Consider the following 19,645-nt stretch of genomic DNA (forward strand, 5'->3'; position numbering starts at 1 on the left):
CACGTCCCTGGATTACATAATTGTTTCCGTTGTCAACACTATAGAAATCAACATACGGATTGGCATTGAAACTCACCCCGTCGTATCTGTCTTCGTATTCATTGGTTGCCCCTTGCACGTAACCTACCAGCATTTGCTTGAATACTCCCTGTGTATTGGTCATGTTCAGCCATACGCGATGTGCCTGGGCAGTTTCTTTTGATGCAGATTTGAAAAACTGCGTGTTATCTGCAGCTCCAAGTCTCATGTCATTGTTAAAGGTCACTGTTCCGCCAGCTTTGGCCGTTGCAAAGAAGGATTGTCCGGCGCCTATGAATCCCGATGGTTCCTCGTTATTATTTCCGGGTGTTCCTCCGGTAATGGCACGTTCTTTTACCACTGTGCTTCCCGTTAAATTATAACTGGCATAATCATCTGTCGTATAGGTGTAGGCACCTGTTAAAGTAACCGGTGTGTTATGGGTCCAGAAATACAGGGTTCCCTCTAAAAGAGCTGTGTTTTGGTCCAGGAATTTTTTGGCGCTCAGCGCAGAAGGATATGGATTTCCAATCAAATAAGGTTTGCCTGCCGTTAGCGTTTCACCTAAAATCACACCATTGTTGGGCACGCCATTAAATTCAGCCGGATAATCTGTTTTTACGGTCAGCGAATAGGTTTGCGGTCCACGGATGATATAGCCTTTACCCACTTTCATAATCGTGTTTTTATTGGTAATGACCCAATTATCGCCACTGTATCCGAAATATTTATCCGCTAAAGTTAAAGGAGAAACATCCACCAGTTTTTGTGGGGTTACCGGTGTTGACCAGTATACGAAATCACCTCGACGAATTTTAGGTGCAATACGTTTGTATTTTATGTTTCCTGAGTTCACGGCATTATCATTTACCTGAACCAGGCTTGAATGGTTCTCGAATGTCAGGGATGCGGTTGGTGAAACCGTAAGTGCGTTTACAACCGTAAGGGTATAGTTTGAAGGTACTGTTATGGCTATTCCCGGGTTTATGGTAAGGGAGCAGGCCGTCAAATCAGAAGTTATTGTAAAGGCTCCCGCAATAATGGCTGCTTTGCTGGCATCAGGGGTACCGTTTGACCACGCTGTGCCACTCCAGGTTGTGGAGGATTGGTTGGTGATGACAACGTTTGGCGTAGATGGTGATTTACAACCAACGCTATTTGTTACTCTAAAAGCATACGTTCCGACCGCAAGACCAGTTACTGTATAACTGGTTCCCGAACCAGATGTTGTAACAGCGCCAGGATTTCTTTCTAATGTCCAGGTACCAGAAGGCATATCTGTTAATGTCACGGTTCCTTGGGCAGTACAGGTTACAGGTGTTGGAGTTCCTGTTGTTGGTGGTGTCAATAAAATAGTTGTCGTTGCAATGTTATCATTATTTGTAGCTCCCGAAATATCTTCAATTATATTTAGTGAAGGATCTTTTCCGGTTACTTTTGCTGAATTCACAACTCTACCAGCGGCCACATCAGCAGCTGTAATTGTATAAGTACCTGTTAATGTCGCTTTTACTCCTGGAGCCAGCGAAGCAATTGGATTGCCTGTAATAGTTGGCACCAGTGGATCAGTAACAGTAATATCCGTAATTGGCACATCTCTAGTGTTGGTAACTTCAAAAGTATAATTGATCTTATCGCCTAATTTACCACAAGATGACATTGAGGCTTTTTTAACAAGACTTAATTCTGCAATTTTTAATGAATTACTATTAAAAGCAATAAAGGCACAATCTGAACTTCCTGAAAAAGTAACTACAAAACGATCTACCGATGCTGCATTAGAAGCATTAATACCAAATGCACTTGCTTCAATTCCTAACATTCTGATATCCCTTGTTGCAGCAGGAGTAAAAGCGACAGCACCATTATCAGCTCTGAATAAATCAAGGCTATAAGTACCAATTGCTGTTACTGTATCAAATTTTATAGATAATACAGTTCCAACTGTGTTTCCTGCCGCATCTACAAATTTGAAGGTATCAAATTGACCTCCTGGCTCTGCTACCTGTGTTACAATTATATCAGGAACATTATCATTTAAACCGTTAATATTTATATTGTTGGTTCCAATTTTAAATTCGGCTACACCTGCTTTTATATTGGCAATACCTGTTCCAAGGCTCAAACCATTGGTCCCATCTGTAAGTCTGGAAGCAAGTTCAGCTCCTGTAGAGGTTGTTCCGGTTAATGCGGGACGTAAAAAAGCACTGCCTGCTGATTCGTCTATCATTGAGCCTTGCAGATAATACATATTTGTGTCTAATCCTAAAGTTTGAATTTTTAATGCCCTAAATTTTTGAGCATTAAAAGTTACTCCATTGCTAGTAAGTATATTGTCATTAACACCGGTAGAATAAGTTACACCGTTCCATGAAAAAGCCAATAAATTATTCTCTCTGTCGGGTCTGTTTCCTGATACTGTTACAGCATTTGATGTCCAATATCCTTTCCAGTCGGTGTGGATTCTTGAGACAGGAATAATGGTGCTTTGGCTTAACACATTAAAGGAAACCAGAAAAAAAAGTATTCCTATATTTTTAAAAAATAAAGAACGAATGATTAAAAGTATTTTTGGGGACATACAATTTAGGTTTGGTTATAGTTTCTTTGGGGCAATTATGAATTATTAGTTTTTTGATTTTATTTTAAAATATGACTATCTGCATTTGATTATTTATTGCAATTATCATTATCCGAAAAAATCCGACAACTTTCGCTGTCGGATTTAGTACTAAATTTGATATATTATCTAAACATTGATTTTACGGTATTTATATGTTCATTTTCTAAAATCACTTTTACAAGAATTATTTGTTGATTAATACCGAGATTGCTAATAGTTAATTGTGTATCACCAACTTGTTTTTTCTTGTATAATAATTTGCCTGAAATATCATAGATATAAACCGTATCTATATTTTCTTTTGTTGAATTTATCGTTATCGTTTTATTTTGAACTCCAACTACAACAGTTTCTGCTGCACTTTCAAAATCTCCTGTTCCTAATGTTTTATTTGTATAACGCAGAACAAAACGGTCATTAAAAGTACCTATCGCTGTAGTAAACTTGTAATCGGTCTGAGATAAATTAGTAATAGTTCCTAATGTTTTATCTTCAATAAAAATACTTTTGCTTGCTAAATCACCATCTGCATTATCAATTGCAATTGTAAAATCTCCAGCAATTGTTGATGAATATCCTAATGGCACAACATCACTATTCTCTAGTGGCAAAGCACGTCCCTGAATGGATAATAATGTTGATTCATTATAAATGCTATAGAAATTCACATAAGCATTTTGATTAAAAACTGCTCCGTCAAAATCGTTATCAAAATCGTTTGTTGCTCCGTTTACATATCCAATTAAAGTTTGCTTAAAAGCACCCTCATCATTGGTCAAATTAAGCCATACACGATGTTTTTCTAAACTTGCAGCTTTAAAAAACTGAGAGTTATTTCCAATAGCACGCATGCTATTATTAAAGTATGCATTTCCAGCTGTTTTTGTAACAGCAAAGAATGATTGCCCGGCAGCAATTTTTCCTTTTGGAGTATCTGTGTTGGCTCCTCCTGTTTTTGAGCTTTCTGCCTTTGTCGCTATTCCACCAAGTCTGTTATAAGCAGCATAATCATCAGAAGTATATTTGTTATTCGTAATTTTTGTATTATGAGTCCAGAAATATATAGTCCCTTCTAAAAATGAATTGTTTGTGTTTGATAAAAAAGCGTCGGCGTCTAATGCTGATGGATATGGATTACCAATTAATTGAGGACTACCAGCCTTAAGTGCTTCACCGGTTATAATTCCATTGTTTGGGATTCCAATAAAATTTACCGGCTGAGCATAAGTAGTTCCTGTCCAATAATCTTTACCATTTGAATAAGTACTATTTGGCTTAGGAACGCGAATGATGTATCCTTTTCCTGCTTTCATTACGTTATTACCATTTTCAATTGCCCATGAAGTTCCATTATATGACATATATTTGTCACCTAATGTATTTGGAGATAATACCTTTAGTTTTTGTCCTATAACAGGAGATGACCAATAAGTATAATCAAAGTTTTTCATAGGAGTCGAGATACGTTCCATTTGAAACGAATCAGCACTTCCTGTATATGTTGCAGTATTATTTGTTTGTACTAATGATCCGTTGTTTTTTATAACAAGTTTGGCATTTGTATTTACGATAATGTTTTCATTAACTGTTAATGTTAAATCAGCCGGTATGGTAAAAGTTTTACCTGCAGCTACTGTACAGGAACAAACTTCCAGATTTCCCGTTAGGGTTAAATCATTATTTACAATTATTGAAGAACCTGTTGGAATTACATTCGTCGATCCGTCATAAACTGAAGGAGCATCAATAAAATTAATCGCAACATTTGCATCGCCACCATCTTCTCTTAAGCGTACTTCAACTTTTGAGTTAGCGTTTAAAGGATAAGTCTGCCCATTATTAATCAATGTTGATGCAGTAGTATAACCATTTTGAGTAAATATTTTTGTTCCATCTATATAAATTTCAGCAACATCATCACAGTTTACTAATTGTATTTGGTAACGTCCACAAGCAAATCCCTGACGCTTATATGTAATTGCAAATTGATCAATATCTATTGGAGCTCCTTGCCAACCTGAGTAATAAGAAGGCGATTTTGTTTTGTTCCAGAATGTCTGCGTGTTGATATTTAAATTAGAATCTACGTAAGTACCTGCATAACTTGCTGCTACTAATGAAATGTCTGGCAGTGTAAAACCATAAACGTTCCATTTATAATCTCCAAACGGAAAAGTAGTATCGCCTTTTACAGCACCATATGAAAATGAAACTCTCGCAGCTTGTGCATTTTCATAATATTCCAATACAAAATTATGAGTTCCGGCTGTTAAAGTATATTGTGCTGCGTATCTGATATAACTATGATCACCCCATGAATTTGTAGGGCTCATTGTAACTAAATTTCCATCAATATACAATCGAACACCGTCATCTCCTCCAATATTAAAACTGTACGTCTCAGTTGTTGTTACGCTAGTTTGCATTAAATAACGAACAAGAAATTTGTCGCTTGGTGCAGTACCGCAAAAATTGTTTGCTTCTACAGTTGTATCTCCGGTAATGGTACTTTCACCAACATTTCTGTCAAAAATTGCTTTTTCGGCTATAGATCCTACATAGGTTGTTGCTAAAGGTGTATTACCTGTGTAAGTATAAACAAAACCTTTCCAGTAGTTCATTCCGGCAGTTGGCGTAGCAGTACATAATGGTGCTGTTCCGTTTACATAAACTGTTGCAGAAGAATAATTTGAATTTGCATTACGTAATGTGTATGTAAATGTAGCTGTTCCCGCAAAATTACTTGCTGGTGTAAAAGTGATATTAGTTGTACCGTTTACAGTTACAGTTCCGTTTGAAGGTTGTGTAACAGTAATTGCTTGTAAAGCAGAACCACCAACTACATCATTTGCTAAAATTGGAATCACTACAGCTGCATTAATTGGAGTTGATATAAAATCATCGTTTGCAGTTAGGGTTTTAATGTCTTTTACCGTACCAGTTATAGCAGGGCCTTCGCTATTACCATTCCCATTTTTTATTTCGAAAGTATTATAAGTGCTATATACATAAAATCTTACATAGACAGTTTCTGTATTAAGCACCGGGTTTGTATCCGAAGAAAAAGTACCGCTTAAATTAGTCCAATTCGAAGCACTACTTGTTTCAGGAATCAAGACTTTAACTCCTGTTGCAAAATTGACATCTTTCGAATATCTAACCTGGAATTTCTGACCATTTGCACCTCTGTAAGTAAAGTTAAATTGCTTTAAAGTTAATTGGTGATTGGAGTCAGGATTTATTTTAAATTGAATGTATTTGTTTGCATCGTAACTACCACCATTTTCCGATGGATTTGGCCAACTTCCCGTTTGAAAAAAAGCTGTATTTGTATTTTGATACTGATAATTTAATGATGCTCCGGTAGCGGTTATTGGTGAATTTGAATTAACATAAGCATTTGTAACCGGATTAAAACCATTTGAAGCTCCGTTCCAAAGAGACAATGTATCATCTGTATTATCTGCAATTGTTACTTTTACAGTAGCTGTTGAAGTTTCGGTTGCATTTGATATTGTATAATTAAAAACAGCTGAACCCGTAAAACCTACTGTAGGATTAAAAGTTATTGTTTTATCCGGATTAATAATTACGGTTCCTGTTGAAGCTGATGGTGGAGTAGAAATTACAAGTGAAGTAACATTTTCTTTTTTTACGTCGTTATTTAACGCATTGATATTAACTGCTAATTCTTTTTTTGTATCTACATAATCATTTATAGCTAAAATTTTAGTAGAGTCAAAGTTTGTTATTGTTCCTCTCAAAAGAGGTACTATATTGGTATTTTTGGTACCTGTTTTTATTTCAAAAGTATTGTAAGTGCTATAAGAATAAATTCTGATGTAAACAGTTTCGGTACTCAGAGCCGGATTTATTTCTGTCGAAAAGCTTGGGCTATAAGTCGTCCACGAATTTGTAGATGCTGTTTCGGTCATCAAATCTTTAACTCCAGTGGCAAAAGTTGCATCTTTAGAATACTTAATTCTAAATTTTCCAGATCCTGATCTGCATTCAAAAGTAAAAGTGCTTAAGTCAGCTTTATAGTTTGTATTTGGTTTTATTGCAAATTGAACATATTTGGCAGGATCATATTCACCGCCTTTATCTGCAGGAGTCGGCCAATTTCCTGTTTGAAAAAACACACTATTATCATTTTCATAAACATAAGATAAACTTGCACCGTTTGATGTTACATTTTGGCCAGTTATTGTACCTGCAATATTTGTAGGTGTGAATCGATTACTGTTTGATGCAGCATCCCATTTTATTAAGTCAACTTGGCTAAATCCAAAAAAAGGTAAAAATAAAAATAAAAGTAAAGTTTTCTTCATGTTAAATGTTTTCTATCAGGTTGTTATGCTGGCATAATAAATTGACCGAGCAAAGATAGATACATCTACGTGTTTGTTTGAAATGAGGTTTTCGGAAGCGCTATATAATCGATGAAATGTTAAAAAAGTCGTTGAACTACATCAAAAAAAATAACAATTTATGTTATTTCTTATAAATTGACAAAGTCAAAAATAAGAAAAATCGCTAATATAAACATAAATGAACGTGTTTTTTTGAACTAATTATCAAAAAAACGTCAGATATGGTGAATTATCCTCAAAATAACCATTTTCTGACATTCTTTAATTTTATTAAAATTATAGGTTTTTTACGATTGTTACTTAAAATGCAAAAGAGATTTTCCTCACAACTTTTAAAAGTTAAAAATCACTTCAAATTTTGTTCAAATTCTTTCAATTTATCATAGACCAAATTACTTTCATAACCTCTTCTTAATAAATAATCACAAAATTTCTTTCGCTTTTTTAAAGTGTTTTTTTCACTTATATTATACCAGCATCTTTCAGAAAGTTCATCAAATGTGTTTTGGTATTCTTCAGCAGAAATTTCTTTTAAAGCCAAAATTATATTAGCATTAGAAATTTGCCTGAATTTCAACTCATTTGTAATCCTGATTTTACCCCAATGTTTAATACGATGTTTTCCTCGGGCAAAACTGCATGCAAAACGAGTTTCATTTAAAAAATTTTCCTGAATTAAGTGAACAATAATCTGGTCCATCTCTTCTGTAGTCATTTTCAAATCATATAGTTTGGAAGTTACTTCAGCATGACAACGCTCCTGATAGGCACAAAAGTGTTCTAGTTTTTGTATTGCTTCTTTGATTGTCATATAGTTATGGAAAATTGATAGTGTGGAAATATTAAATATTTTTAGTTAAAAGTAAGAATTTACAACTAAAAGCTTAATTTTTTAAGAAAACAAAGATAGAAAATTTCTAAATATGTAATTCTTGTAAGTAAATATTACTTTTATCCGCATAAATACCTTTAATTCAATAACTTAGATATAGTGCGTTTTTAAGAAAAAAGTACATGAATCATTTACTGAAATCAATGTTCTTTTTCCTTAAAGATAGTACAAGTAAATTATTTGTTAAACTCTTAAATACCACTATTATGAGGCTAAAACTATCTTTCTTATTTTTTATTATCTATGCTTCTTTGTGGGCTCAGCCTCCACACACATTTACAGCCAATGGCTCAGTCGTAGTTCCTGCGGGAGTTACAACTATGGCAGTTCAAGCCTGGGGAGGAGGAGGAGCCGGAGGTGGAGCTGCTGGCGCGGGATTACTCTTAGGAAGAGGAGCCGCAGGTGGTGGCGGTGGAGCTTATGCAACGGCAAATATTACAGTTGTGGCAAGTAACACTTTATCCGTTTCAGTTGCAGGCACTACTGCAGGAGGACTTGGTGATGGAACTGCGGGAGGAAGTTCTACAATTTTAGGTTTTGAAAGCTCAATTTTCGCAGCCGGAGGAGCGGGAGGCGGGGCAAATACAACAGGCAATACTCCTTTGGGAGGTGCAGGAGGCTCAACAAGTGGCTCGGTTGGAACAACAAAAAATCCCGGTACAAACGGAGGAGCTGGTAGTTCTGCTGTTTTATCACTAGGACTTACTTCTGGTGCAGGTGGAACAGGAGCTACACCAAGCGGAGGAGCTGGAGGAGCTGCGATCTCAAGTTTAATTTTAGGTACTGGTCCGGGAAATGCCGGAACCGCACCTGGTGGTGGTGGTTCTGGCGCTATTAATTCTGCTTTAGGTGCTGCCCAGATTGGTGGTACAGGAGCAAGAGGTCAGGTAATTGTTAGCTATACATGTCCCAATTATCAAATTAACTCAACTTCAGCCGCCAATGTTTGCGTCACAACAGGAACTTCTTTAGTAACGGTTACTTCTTCAGGTACCTTGTTGCCAACAGGGGTTTATACTGTAACTTACAATCGTAGCAGTCCAGCCGGAACTGCCTTAACAGCACAAATGACAGTCACTACAGCAGGTTTTGGAACCTTTACCGCTACTGGTTTTACCACTTTAGGAACAAGTAATATAACTATAACATCATTAACATCCGGTGTTTGTGTTTCTAATACAACTACAAATAATACCGCGACTGTTACTGTATCGCCTGCATCTGTAGGAGGATCGGTTAATGGTGGTACAACAATTTGTAGTGGTTTCCCAAGTGCTCAATTAACTTTAACCGGACATACAGGAACTGTTGTGAAATGGCAATCTTCTGTAAATCCGTTTTCAACATGGACAGATATTCCAAATACATTAACAACTTATACTTCGGGAGCACTTAGTCAAACAACTCAATTTAGAGCTGTTGTGCAAAGTGGCGCCTGTACTTCTTCAAACTCAGGTTTTACAACGGTGACTGTAAATCCATTGCCAACTATAACTCTTGGCACGGTTGCACCAGTTTGTGCAACAGGGCTTGCCCAGAATACAACTTTAGCATATACGGCAACTACAAATTCACCCACAACATACAGCATTGTTTGGAATGCTTCTCCTGCGAATACTTTTGCAGCGGTTACTAATGCAACTTTAAATGCAAGCCCAATCAGTATTGCTGTACCAGCAGGAACTGCCGCCGGAACTTATACAGGAACATTAACTGTGAGAAATGCCAATAATTGTTCTTCGAGTCCGGGAGTAGTTTTTAGTGTTGTTGTCAATCCGTTGCCAACCATTACATTGGGTGCCGTTGCACCGGTTTGTGCAACTGGACTTGCCCAAAACACAACTTTGGCTTATACAGGAACGACACAAACTCCCACAACTTATAGTATTGTCTGGAACGCATCTCCGGCGAATACTTTTGCAGCTGTTACCAATGCAACTTTAAATGCTAGTCCGATTTCAATTGCTGTTCCTGCGGGAACCGCAGCCGGAACCTATACCGGAACCTTAACTGTAGCAAATGGTAATTCATGTGTTTCCAGTTCAGGTGTTGCTTTTAGTGTTGTTGTTAATCCATTACCAACTATAACTCTTGGCACGGTTGCACCAGTTTGTGCAACAGGACTTGCCCAAAATACAACCTTGGCTTATACGGGAACGACACAAACTCCTACAACTTATAGCATTGTTTGGAATGCTTCTCCTGCAAATACTTTTGCAGCGGTTACCAACGCAACTTTAAATGCGAGTCCAATTAGTATTGCTGTACCAGCTGGAACTGCCGTAGGAACCTACACAGGAACAATAACAGTTCGAAATGCGAATTCTTGTACTTCAAGCCCAGGAGTATCATTTAGTGTTGTTGTCAATCCTTTGCCAACGATAACTCTTGGTACAGTTGCACCGGTTTGTGCGACAGGACTTGCTCAAAATACAACTTTGGCTTATACGGGAACGACACAAACTCCCACAACTTATAGCATTGTTTGGAACGCATCTCCTGCGAGTACTTTTGCAGCTGTTAACAACGCAACTTTAAATGCGAGTCCAATTTCAATAGCTGTTCCTGCGGGAACCGCAGCTGGAATCTATACAGGAACAATAACAGTGCGAAATGCTAATTCTTGTACCTCAAGTCCTGGAGTAGCTTTTAGTGTTGTTGTTAATCCTTTGCCAACTATTACATTGGGTACAGTTGCGCCTGTATGTTCGAGCGTTAGTGCTCAAAATACAACTTTAGCTTATACAGCAACAACAAATTCACCAACGACGTATAGCATTGTATGGAATGCTTCGCCTACGAATAGTTTCGCAACGGTTACCAATGCAACTTTAAATGCGAGTCCAATTTCAATAGCTATTCCTGCGGGAACTGCAGCTGGGACTTATACCGGAACCTTGACTGTAGCAAATGGTAATTCTTGTACTTCAAGTCCGGGAGTAGCATTTAGTGTTGTTGTCAATCCTTTGCCTACGATAACTCTTGGTACGGTTGCACCGGTTTGTGCAACTGGATTGGCCCAAAACACAACTTTAGCTTATACGGGAACGACACAAACTCCCACAACCTATAGCATTGTTTGGAACGCATCTCCGGCGAATACTTTTGCAGCGGTTACTAACGCAACTTTAAATGCGAGCCCAATTTCAATAGCTGTTCCTGCGGGGACTACAGCCGGAACTTATACTGGAACCTTGACTGTAGCAAATGGTAATTCATGTGTTTCCAGTTCTGGTGTTGCTTTTAGTCTTGTTGTTAATCCTTTGCCAACCATTACGTTGGGTGCGGTTGCGCCTGTATGTTCGAGCGTTAGTGCTCAAAATACAACTTTAGCTTATACAGCAACAACAAATTCACCAACGACGTATAGCATTGTCTGGAATGCTTCCCCGGCGAATAGTTTCGCAGCAGTTACCAATGCAACTTTAAATGTTAGTCCCATTTCAATAGCTGTTCCTGCGGGAACTGCAGCTGGGACTTATACCGGAACCTTGACTGTAGCAAATGGTAATTCTTGTACTTCAAGTCCGGGAGTAGCTTTTAGTGTTGTTGTTAATCCTTTGCCGACTATAACTCTTGGTACCGTTGCTCCTGTATGTTCAAGTGCAAGTACTCAAAATACAACATTAACTTATACGGGAACAACAAATTCTCCGACAACGTATAGTATTGTCTGGAATGCTTCTCCGACGAATAGTTTCACGACGGTTACGAATGCATCATTAACTGCGAGCCCGATTTCAATAGCTGTTCCTGCCGGAACAGCTGCCGGAACTTATACAGGAACAATAACAGTTCAAAATGCAAACTCTTGTACCTCAAGTTCAGGAGTAGATTTCAGTGTTGTTGTCAATCCTTTACCAACCATTACGTTGGGTGCGGTTGCACCGGTTTGTACAACAGGTCTCGCACAAAACACAACTTTAGCATACACAGCAACAACAAATTCTCCAACAACGTATAGTATTGTCTGGAATGCTTCTCCTGCGAATAGTTTTGCAGCGGTTGCCAATGCAGCATTAACAACTAGTCCAATTTCAATAGCTATTCCTGCCGGGACTGCAGCCGGAACTTATACCGGAACCTTGACGGTAGCAAATGGTAATTCATGCACTTCAAGTTCGGGAGTAGATTTCAGTGTTGTTGTCAATCCTTTGCCAACTATAACTCTTGGTGCCGTCGCGCCGGTTTGTGCAGCGAGCCTCGCACAAAACACAACTTTAGCATATACAGGAACGACACAAACTCCAACAACGTATAGTATTGTCTGGAATGCTTCTCCTGCTAATAGTTTTGTAACGGTTACCGATGCAGTATTAACAACTAGTCCAATTTCAATAGCTGTTCCTGCCGGAACTACAGCCGGAACTTATACTGGAACTTTGACTGTAGCAAATGGTAATTCATGTACTTCAAGTTCGGGAGTAGATTTCAGTGTTGTTGTTAATCCTTTGCCAATCATTACTTTGGGTACAGTTGAGCCTGTATGTTCAAGTGCAAGTTCTCAAAATACAACTTTAACTTATACAGGAACCACAAATTCTCCAACGACGTATAGCATTGTATGGGATGCTTCGCCTACGAATAGTTTTGCAGCGGTTACTGATGCAGCATTAACAAGTAGTCCAATTTCGATAGCTGTTCCTGCTGGTACCGCACCCGGAACTTATAGTGGAACTTTGACTGTAGCAAATGGTAATTCTTGTGTTTCCAGTTCTGGTGTGAATTTTAGTGTTGTTGTTAATCCTCTTACAACCATTACTTTGGGTACAGTTGAGCCTGTATGTTCAAGTGCAAGTTCTCAAAATACAACTTTAACTTATACAGGAACCACAAATTCTCCAGCAACTTATAGCATTGTTTGGAATGCTTCTCCTACAAATAGTTTTGTAGCGGTTACCAATGCAACATTAACAACTAGTCCAATTTCAATAGCTGTTCCTGCGGGAACTGCACCCGGAACTTATAATGGAACTTTGACTGTAACAAATGCAAATAGTTGTACTTCTAGCCCTGGAATAAATTTTAGTGTATTAATAAATGAATCACCTACAGCTCCAATTATAGGGGCTATAACACCTGCAGCATGTGCGGTTCTCACAGGTAGTATTGCTTTAAGCGGATTACCTGTTGGAGGAACATTAACGTTATATCCAGGTGAAATAATAAAACCTTATTCAGGAACGGCTGTTACTATTTCCGGACTTTCATCCAATACATATGCTTTTACAGTAAGTAATGGGATTTGTACTTCGGTAATTTCTGCAAATGCAGTTGTGCCCAGTCTGGTTACAAATACCTACACCACTTCATGGTCTAATGGAACACCTACAGCAGATCAGGACATTATTTTTGCGGGAGATTTTATCTCTGCTGGCGGTGGTGCCGGAGATATTACAGCCTGTAGCTGTACTGTAAACGCAGGAGTAAACGTTACTATTCAAACTTTAGACAACCTCACGTTAACCAATTCATTGTCAAATAATGGAGGAAGCGTAACTTTTGAAAATAATGCCAGTTTATTACAAATAAATAATGCGATCAATACCGGTAATATTACTTATAAACGAACTACTACTCCAATTCTTAGGGGCGATTTTGTTTATTGGTCAACACCGGTAAATCCGCAAAGACTTTTTGATGTTTCTCCCTTAACTTTAGGTGATAAATATTTTGGATATAATGGCGATCGTTGGGTAATCACCAATCTAAATACCACTATGATAATTGGAAAAGGATACATTATTCGTGCTCCTCAAAATTATTCAAATACTAATAGAATTACTTTTACAGCTTCTTTCATTGGTCAGCCAAATAATGGTGATTTATTTGGAGAAACTGTAGCCGCGGGTAAATTTTATTTAATTGGAAATCCGTATCCATCGGCTTTAGATGCAAATCTATTTTTAGATGCAAATCTATTTTTAGACGGAACGCTATACTTTTGGACACATAACACTCCTGTGGTTTTGGTAGGTGCTTATCGATATAATTCGGATGACTACGCCAGTTATAATTTTACTGGTGGTGTTGGTACAGGAACACCTGCACCAACGGGAACACCACAGAATAATGACAGTACTCCAACCGGTAAAATCGCAGCGGGTCAATCTTTCTTTGTAACAGCTAATACTGCAGGAACGGTTGCATTTAATAATAATATGCGATTGGGAGGGATTGACAATTCTCAGTTTTTTAAATCTGAAAACACTTCAAATTCAGTAATTGAAAGACATCGATTATGGTTAAATATGACGAATAGCGAAGGAGCCTTTAAGCAAATGCTGGTTGGTTATATTGAAGGAGCAACTAATGATTTTGAAAGCAAATACGACGGTGTAACATTTGATGGTAATCCATATTTGGATTTTTATAGTATCGCAAACGATAATAAATATGTAATTCAGGGCCGTGCCTTGCCATTTACAGATACAGATATTGTTCCATTAGGATACAGAAGCACTATTGCCGGCGATTTTACAATTTCGATAGACCATACTGATGGTGATTTAAGCAATCATACTATTTATATTGAAGATAAAGTCACAAATACTATTCATAATTTAAAGAGCAGCAATTATACCTTTTCAACTGCAACGGGAACTTATACAGATCGTTTTGTATTGACTTATGTAAATAAAACATTAGGTTCGGGAGAATTTGAGGCGAACGATAAAAATGTTTTGGTTGCTGTTCAAAATAAGGTAATTACAATTACTTCTAATATTGAAAAAGTAGACACAGTTTATATTTATGATGTTACTGGTAAAATGATTTATAAGGCAGTAGATTTGTCAGACACTTTGGTGAAAATTGACAATTTAAAAGTCAAAAATCAGGTTTTATTAGTGAAAGTAATTTTAGATACAAACGAAACAAAAACATATAAAATAGTTTACTAAAAAGCAATAATACAGCGAAAAAGTCCACTTGTTATAGGCGAGTGGACTTTTTTTTGCGAAAAAATCAAAAAATAACGGGTATGAAAAGTAGGGTTTTTAAATCAATAGTGGTTTTGTTAAAATAAAAAAGCGCATTTGATCGATAATTGATGCTATTTGTCGGAAAAGTTAATTTTTAAAATAAAATACTTGTAATAAATTGTTTTTTAAGCTTTATTTGGACTAGAATAATCTTAAAAGGAATACTTTATTTTAAAAAGTTCTGATATTTAAAGAGTTAGCTTTTTTAGGAAGTTGAACTGGTTTTGGCATATTTATTTCAAAAATTTCATTTGTAAATAAAAGCTTTCAAAATGTTAAAATTTATTTTAACATTAACATTTAAAACCATTTTAATCATAAAATCGTAAGTGATTAAATATCAATGTTTTTTATTTTTTAAAGAATACTGATGAGTTTTTTTCAAAATGTAATCACAAATACCACTACTATATGATTAGAAAACTACTTTTATTTATCATTTTTATTATTTTCCCTGTCCTAACTTTTGGACAATCGATTTGGACAAACCCACTTAGCGCAAACAATATAAATAGTAATACTACTTATACAACTGGCGATGTAAAAGATGCAAATATTACTGTATCCGGGATTAGCAAAGGATCTGGAGTGACAGCTGCTACTGTAAATGGAGTTTACACAGGAACTGATTGGGATAGTAATAGTTTTAATCAAAATGACTATTTTCAATTTACTTTGACCCCAAATACAGGATACAAAATAAATTTTAACAGTTTTGTCTACGCAGGTATAACTGGAGGATCTGGATCGGGACCTGCAAATTTTGCAGTCAGATCTAGTTTAGATGGATTCACTAGTAATATATGGACTGGAGCAACTGCATCAGCATCAGCTACAATTTCATTATCTGGAACAGCATTCCAAAATATTGGAGCAGCTATTACCTTTAGGATATATGCTTACGGATCAAGTAACGGCAATAGAACCTACGGAATTGATAATTTTACATTTAATGGTTCAGTAACTTGTATTGCACCAATTACAACAGGTGTATCAATTTGTCAAGGAGGATCAGGAAGTTTAACAGCTACACATAATACTTTTACTGGAAATACTTTTACCGGTTCCTGGAATGCCTCTTCTAATCCTACTGCGTTGATACCTACAACTTCGATGAATAACAGTACAACATGTGGTTTTACACCAGGAATTACAAGAAATTATACAGCAACAACATTTACAGTTGGAACGACAGGAGTCTATAATTTTAGAATGGCAGATTCTAACGGATATGATGGTATGGCGTATATTTATTCAGGAAATTTTACGCCGGGAACATGTCCTGGTGGCGGTAATTGGATAATTGGTGATGATGACAATAATTCTGGTGGCGGAACTGAGCCTAACATGAATGCATCTTTAACTGCCGGAGTAGTTTATACCTTAATTTCTACTACTTACAACAACGGATCGGGTACTTTTAATGGTAATTATACCTGGACAGTAACACCTCCGCCAGGTGGACAATTTATAATGACGCCTGTTAATTGGTATACAGCTGCAACTGGTGGTACCTTAATTGGTACGGGATCGCCATTCAATCCAGTTGGCGTTGCAGGATCTGGTCTAGCTAATACAAATACAGTAGGAACTACTAAATATTATGCAGCTGTAGGAACAGGATCTTGTGCAAGAACTGAGACAAATTTTGTAATTAATGGAGACTCTCCAACGACATCATTAGGCACATATACTTTTTGTATTGATAATAGCATGATACAAACTACAGCAAATGCAACTGCAGGTCAATATGCTTTAGTTAATGTTGTTAAGGGATATACCTACACATTTGCAGTTGGAAATGTTTTCGCTAGTAATAATGAAAAGCTTAATATTTTAAATGCTGCTACAGATTTAGAAGTTAGTCCTACCAGCAATAATACTTCCGCTTCGGGAGCTACAATTTCTAATTGGGTCGCACCATTTTCAGGACAGATAAAAGTTGTTTTATCTACAGGGAGTTGTTCAAATATTGGAATTGCAGGTACTGGCGGAATTGTTTTAACATTAAACTCAATTGGTGATACACAAGAGACTCAAAATGAATTTGGTACTAATACCTGGGTAGGACATATTTACAATGCAGGAGGAGCTTCGCCGGAGCCATTTGCCACAGCTAATTATGCCGGATCCTATAACATAGCTACCGAAACTATTAATGAAGGTTTTGGGGGTGATGCAAATTGTTTCCCCGTTTACTCAAATGGAGTTCAAAGAGCAAGCATTCTTACTGAAGGTTTCGCAGTAAGATATAAAATGAAAACTACTAAGTCAGGTTGTTATTTAATTACAATGACTGGCGATGATGGTATACGTTTATTTTTAAATGGAACAAAAGTCTTTGACAGATGGGTTGAACAAGGTTCTACTACTTACAACAATGTTTTAGTGAATCTGGATGGAGATGACGATCTTGTATTTGATTATTATGAAAATGCAGGAGGAAATGTCGTAGACTTTTCTATGACAGCATTCAATGCAGGGGCAAATACGATTACTGCACCGGCAACTGTTACTTTTTGCAGCAATGGCGATCCGGCTGTTATAGAGGGATCATTACAATATAACTCAAACGATGTTAATTTTCAAAATCCACAACTTAATTTCCAATGGCAGATTTCTACAGATGGAAGTAGTTACACAGATATATCTGGTGCTAATGGTAGAACTTATGATCCGCCAGCGATTATAAATAATACTGCTGCAAACATTGTAAGAAGGTTTAAAAGATTGGTTACTTTAAATACAGCCAACGTTCCTAACATTAACAATGTAAGAACAGCTTGTTTATATAATGAAAGTAATGTTGTAACAATTACAACTACACCAACAGCGGTTATTTCTGCTACTACTACATCGACATGCACAGGTGTTGCTTTTGCTGTAACTCCAAATGGAACAATTCCTGCAGGAACAACCTACAGTTGGGGAATTCCAACAGTAACGGGAGGAATTACGGGAGGTGCAGCAAGTGCAGGATCACCTAGTATTACAGGAACACTTTTAAATCCTTCTGTTACAGCTCAGACTGCTACATATACAGTAACCCCAACCTCTTCTGGTTGTGCGGGTGCTACTTTTACAGTAACTGTTACAGTCAATCCTTTACCAACACCAACATTTGATGTTCAGCCTGCAGGATCAACTTGTATTGGTACTTCTGTTACTTATACTACCCAAGGTGCGATGTCTAATTATGTTTGGGGATTCCCAGGAACTGCAGGAACAGATTATACAATTGTTTCTGGCGGAACTAACGCAGATAATACGGTTACTCTACGATATCTAACATCAGGAAGTAAAATAGTTAGTATTAATTATAGAAATGTTCCTAATAGTTGTACAGCAACTTCAGCGACATCTTCAACTGCAATTACAGTAAATGCATTGCCAACAATACCAAGTATAGGAACACAAACAGATGTTACGTGTACTACTTCAGGAAGTATAACATTAAATAATTTACCTGCAGGTAACTGGACAATAAATCAAACGGGCTTCGTTTCCAATACAATCAATAACACAGGAACTAGCTATAAAATTACAGGTCTTGCAGCCGGAACATACAGATTTACAGTAAGTAATGGCACTTGTACTTCAGCAGTTTCATCAGATGTTGTTATCACCAACCAATCCTCTACGACGTGGAGCGGCACAGGTTGGTCAAACAGCATCCCTGATGCCAGCAAAGCAGCCATTATTGCGGGAGCCTTTACAATAGCTTCTGATTTGACTGCCTGCTCCCTTACCATAAACCCGGGAATAGCCATAACAGTACCTTCAAACTATACCTTAACGGTTGTAAACGCACTTACGGTTTCACCAACCGCATCGTTGACATTTGAGAACCATTCAAGTCTGGTTCAGGTAAATGATAATGCCGTGAACTCAGGAAACATAAAATACAAACGTATTGCCCCTAAAATTCGTCGAGGTGATTTCGTATACTGGTCAACACCTGTAACCCCACAAAAACTGGTGGATGTTTCTCCACTAACATTAGGAGATAAATATTTTGGATACAGTGGCGATAATTGGGTTATTACCAATAAAAATACGGTTATGAAAGTGGGTAAAGGATACATTATTCGTGGACCGCAGACCTATTCGCTGACCGTAAAAACAGATTATCCGGCTGAGTTTAATGGCGTGCCCAACAATGGTGTGATTTTAGGTGAAACACTAACGGCAGGCAAACCTTATTTGATTGGAAATCCATATCCTTCTGCGCTGAGTGCCAAAAAATTCCTGGATCAAAACACAGCTCTTTTAGAGGGAACCCTGTATTTCTGGACCCATAACACGCCGGTTACTTTAACGGGTGCCTACACCTATACTACAGATGATTATGCCAGTTATAATTTAACGGGAAGCACAGTGGTAAAAGAACGTGCTATTAGTGGAGGAACACCCGGAAATAATAACGAGGAACCATCGGGATTTATAGGCGCCGGACAATCCTTCTTTGCAACGGCCAAAGCTGGCGGAACGGTGACCTTTAACAACGACATGCGTCTTGGAGCTGCCGATAACACGCAGTTTTTCAAATCTGCATCAAAAGAAACTGCCCAGGCACACCACGTATGGCTGAACATGACCAATACACAGGGAGTCTTCAAGCAAATGCTGGTAGGTTACGTGCAAGGGGCAACCAATGAATACGAGGACAGATACGACGGGGTGAGTTTCAATGCCAATCCGTATGTTGATTTCTATAGTGTTGACAACGGAAACAATTATGTAATCCAGGGACGTT

At 37.5% G+C, this 19,645-nt stretch carries 5 protein-coding genes; 2 read left to right on the forward strand and 3 right to left on the reverse strand.

The genetic code is table 11. The features are described from left to right. From SD960_RS23615 to SD960_RS23625, 3 genes are all read right to left on the reverse strand, one after another. On the reverse strand, nucleotides 1-2,599 hold a 2,599-nt coding region (locus SD960_RS23615), incomplete at its 3' end, for a hypothetical protein (RefSeq protein WP_318806329.1). A 164-nt stretch (nucleotides 2,600-2,763) separates the two neighbouring features. Further along, entirely contained in the window at nucleotides 2,764-6,972 is a 4,209-nt protein-coding gene (locus SD960_RS23620) for an Ig-like domain-containing protein (protein ID WP_318806330.1), read from the reverse strand. A 388-nt stretch (nucleotides 6,973-7,360) separates the two neighbouring features. Next, nucleotides 7,361-7,825 carry a regulatory protein RecX gene (locus SD960_RS23625; protein ID WP_318806331.1) on the reverse strand — a complete coding sequence of 155 codons (465 nt, stop codon included), beginning with the start codon at nucleotides 7,823-7,825 and terminating at the stop codon, nucleotides 7,361-7,363. 287 nt (nucleotides 7,826-8,112) lie between these two features. Between SD960_RS23625 and SD960_RS23630 the strand changes: the two genes are divergently transcribed. Both SD960_RS23630 and SD960_RS23635 read left to right on the forward strand, forming a co-directional pair. Continuing rightward, nucleotides 8,113-14,808 (forward strand): hypothetical protein, encoded by a 6,696-nt coding sequence (locus SD960_RS23630; protein WP_318806332.1) that lies wholly within the window; start codon nucleotides 8,113-8,115, stop codon nucleotides 14,806-14,808. 492 nt (nucleotides 14,809-15,300) lie between these two features. Beyond that, on the forward strand, nucleotides 15,301-19,645 hold a 4,345-nt coding region (locus SD960_RS23635), incomplete at its 3' end, for a beta strand repeat-containing protein (RefSeq protein WP_318806334.1).

Source organism: Flavobacterium sp. MMLR14_040 (genome assembly GCF_033657265.1).
GTDB lineage: Bacteria > Bacteroidota > Bacteroidia > Flavobacteriales > Flavobacteriaceae > Flavobacterium.

Excerpts from the sequence above, each read along its gene's own strand:
- SD960_RS23620 (WP_318806330.1), bottom strand. The coding sequence starts at position 6,972 with ATGAAGAAAACTTTACTTTTATTTTTATTTTTACCTTTTTTTGGATTT.
- SD960_RS23625 (WP_318806331.1), bottom strand. The coding sequence starts at position 7,825 with ATGACAATCAAAGAAGCAATACAAAAACTAGAACACTTTTGTGCCTAT.
- SD960_RS23630 (WP_318806332.1), top strand. The coding sequence starts at position 8,113 with ATGAGGCTAAAACTATCTTTCTTATTTTTTATTATCTATGCTTCTTTG.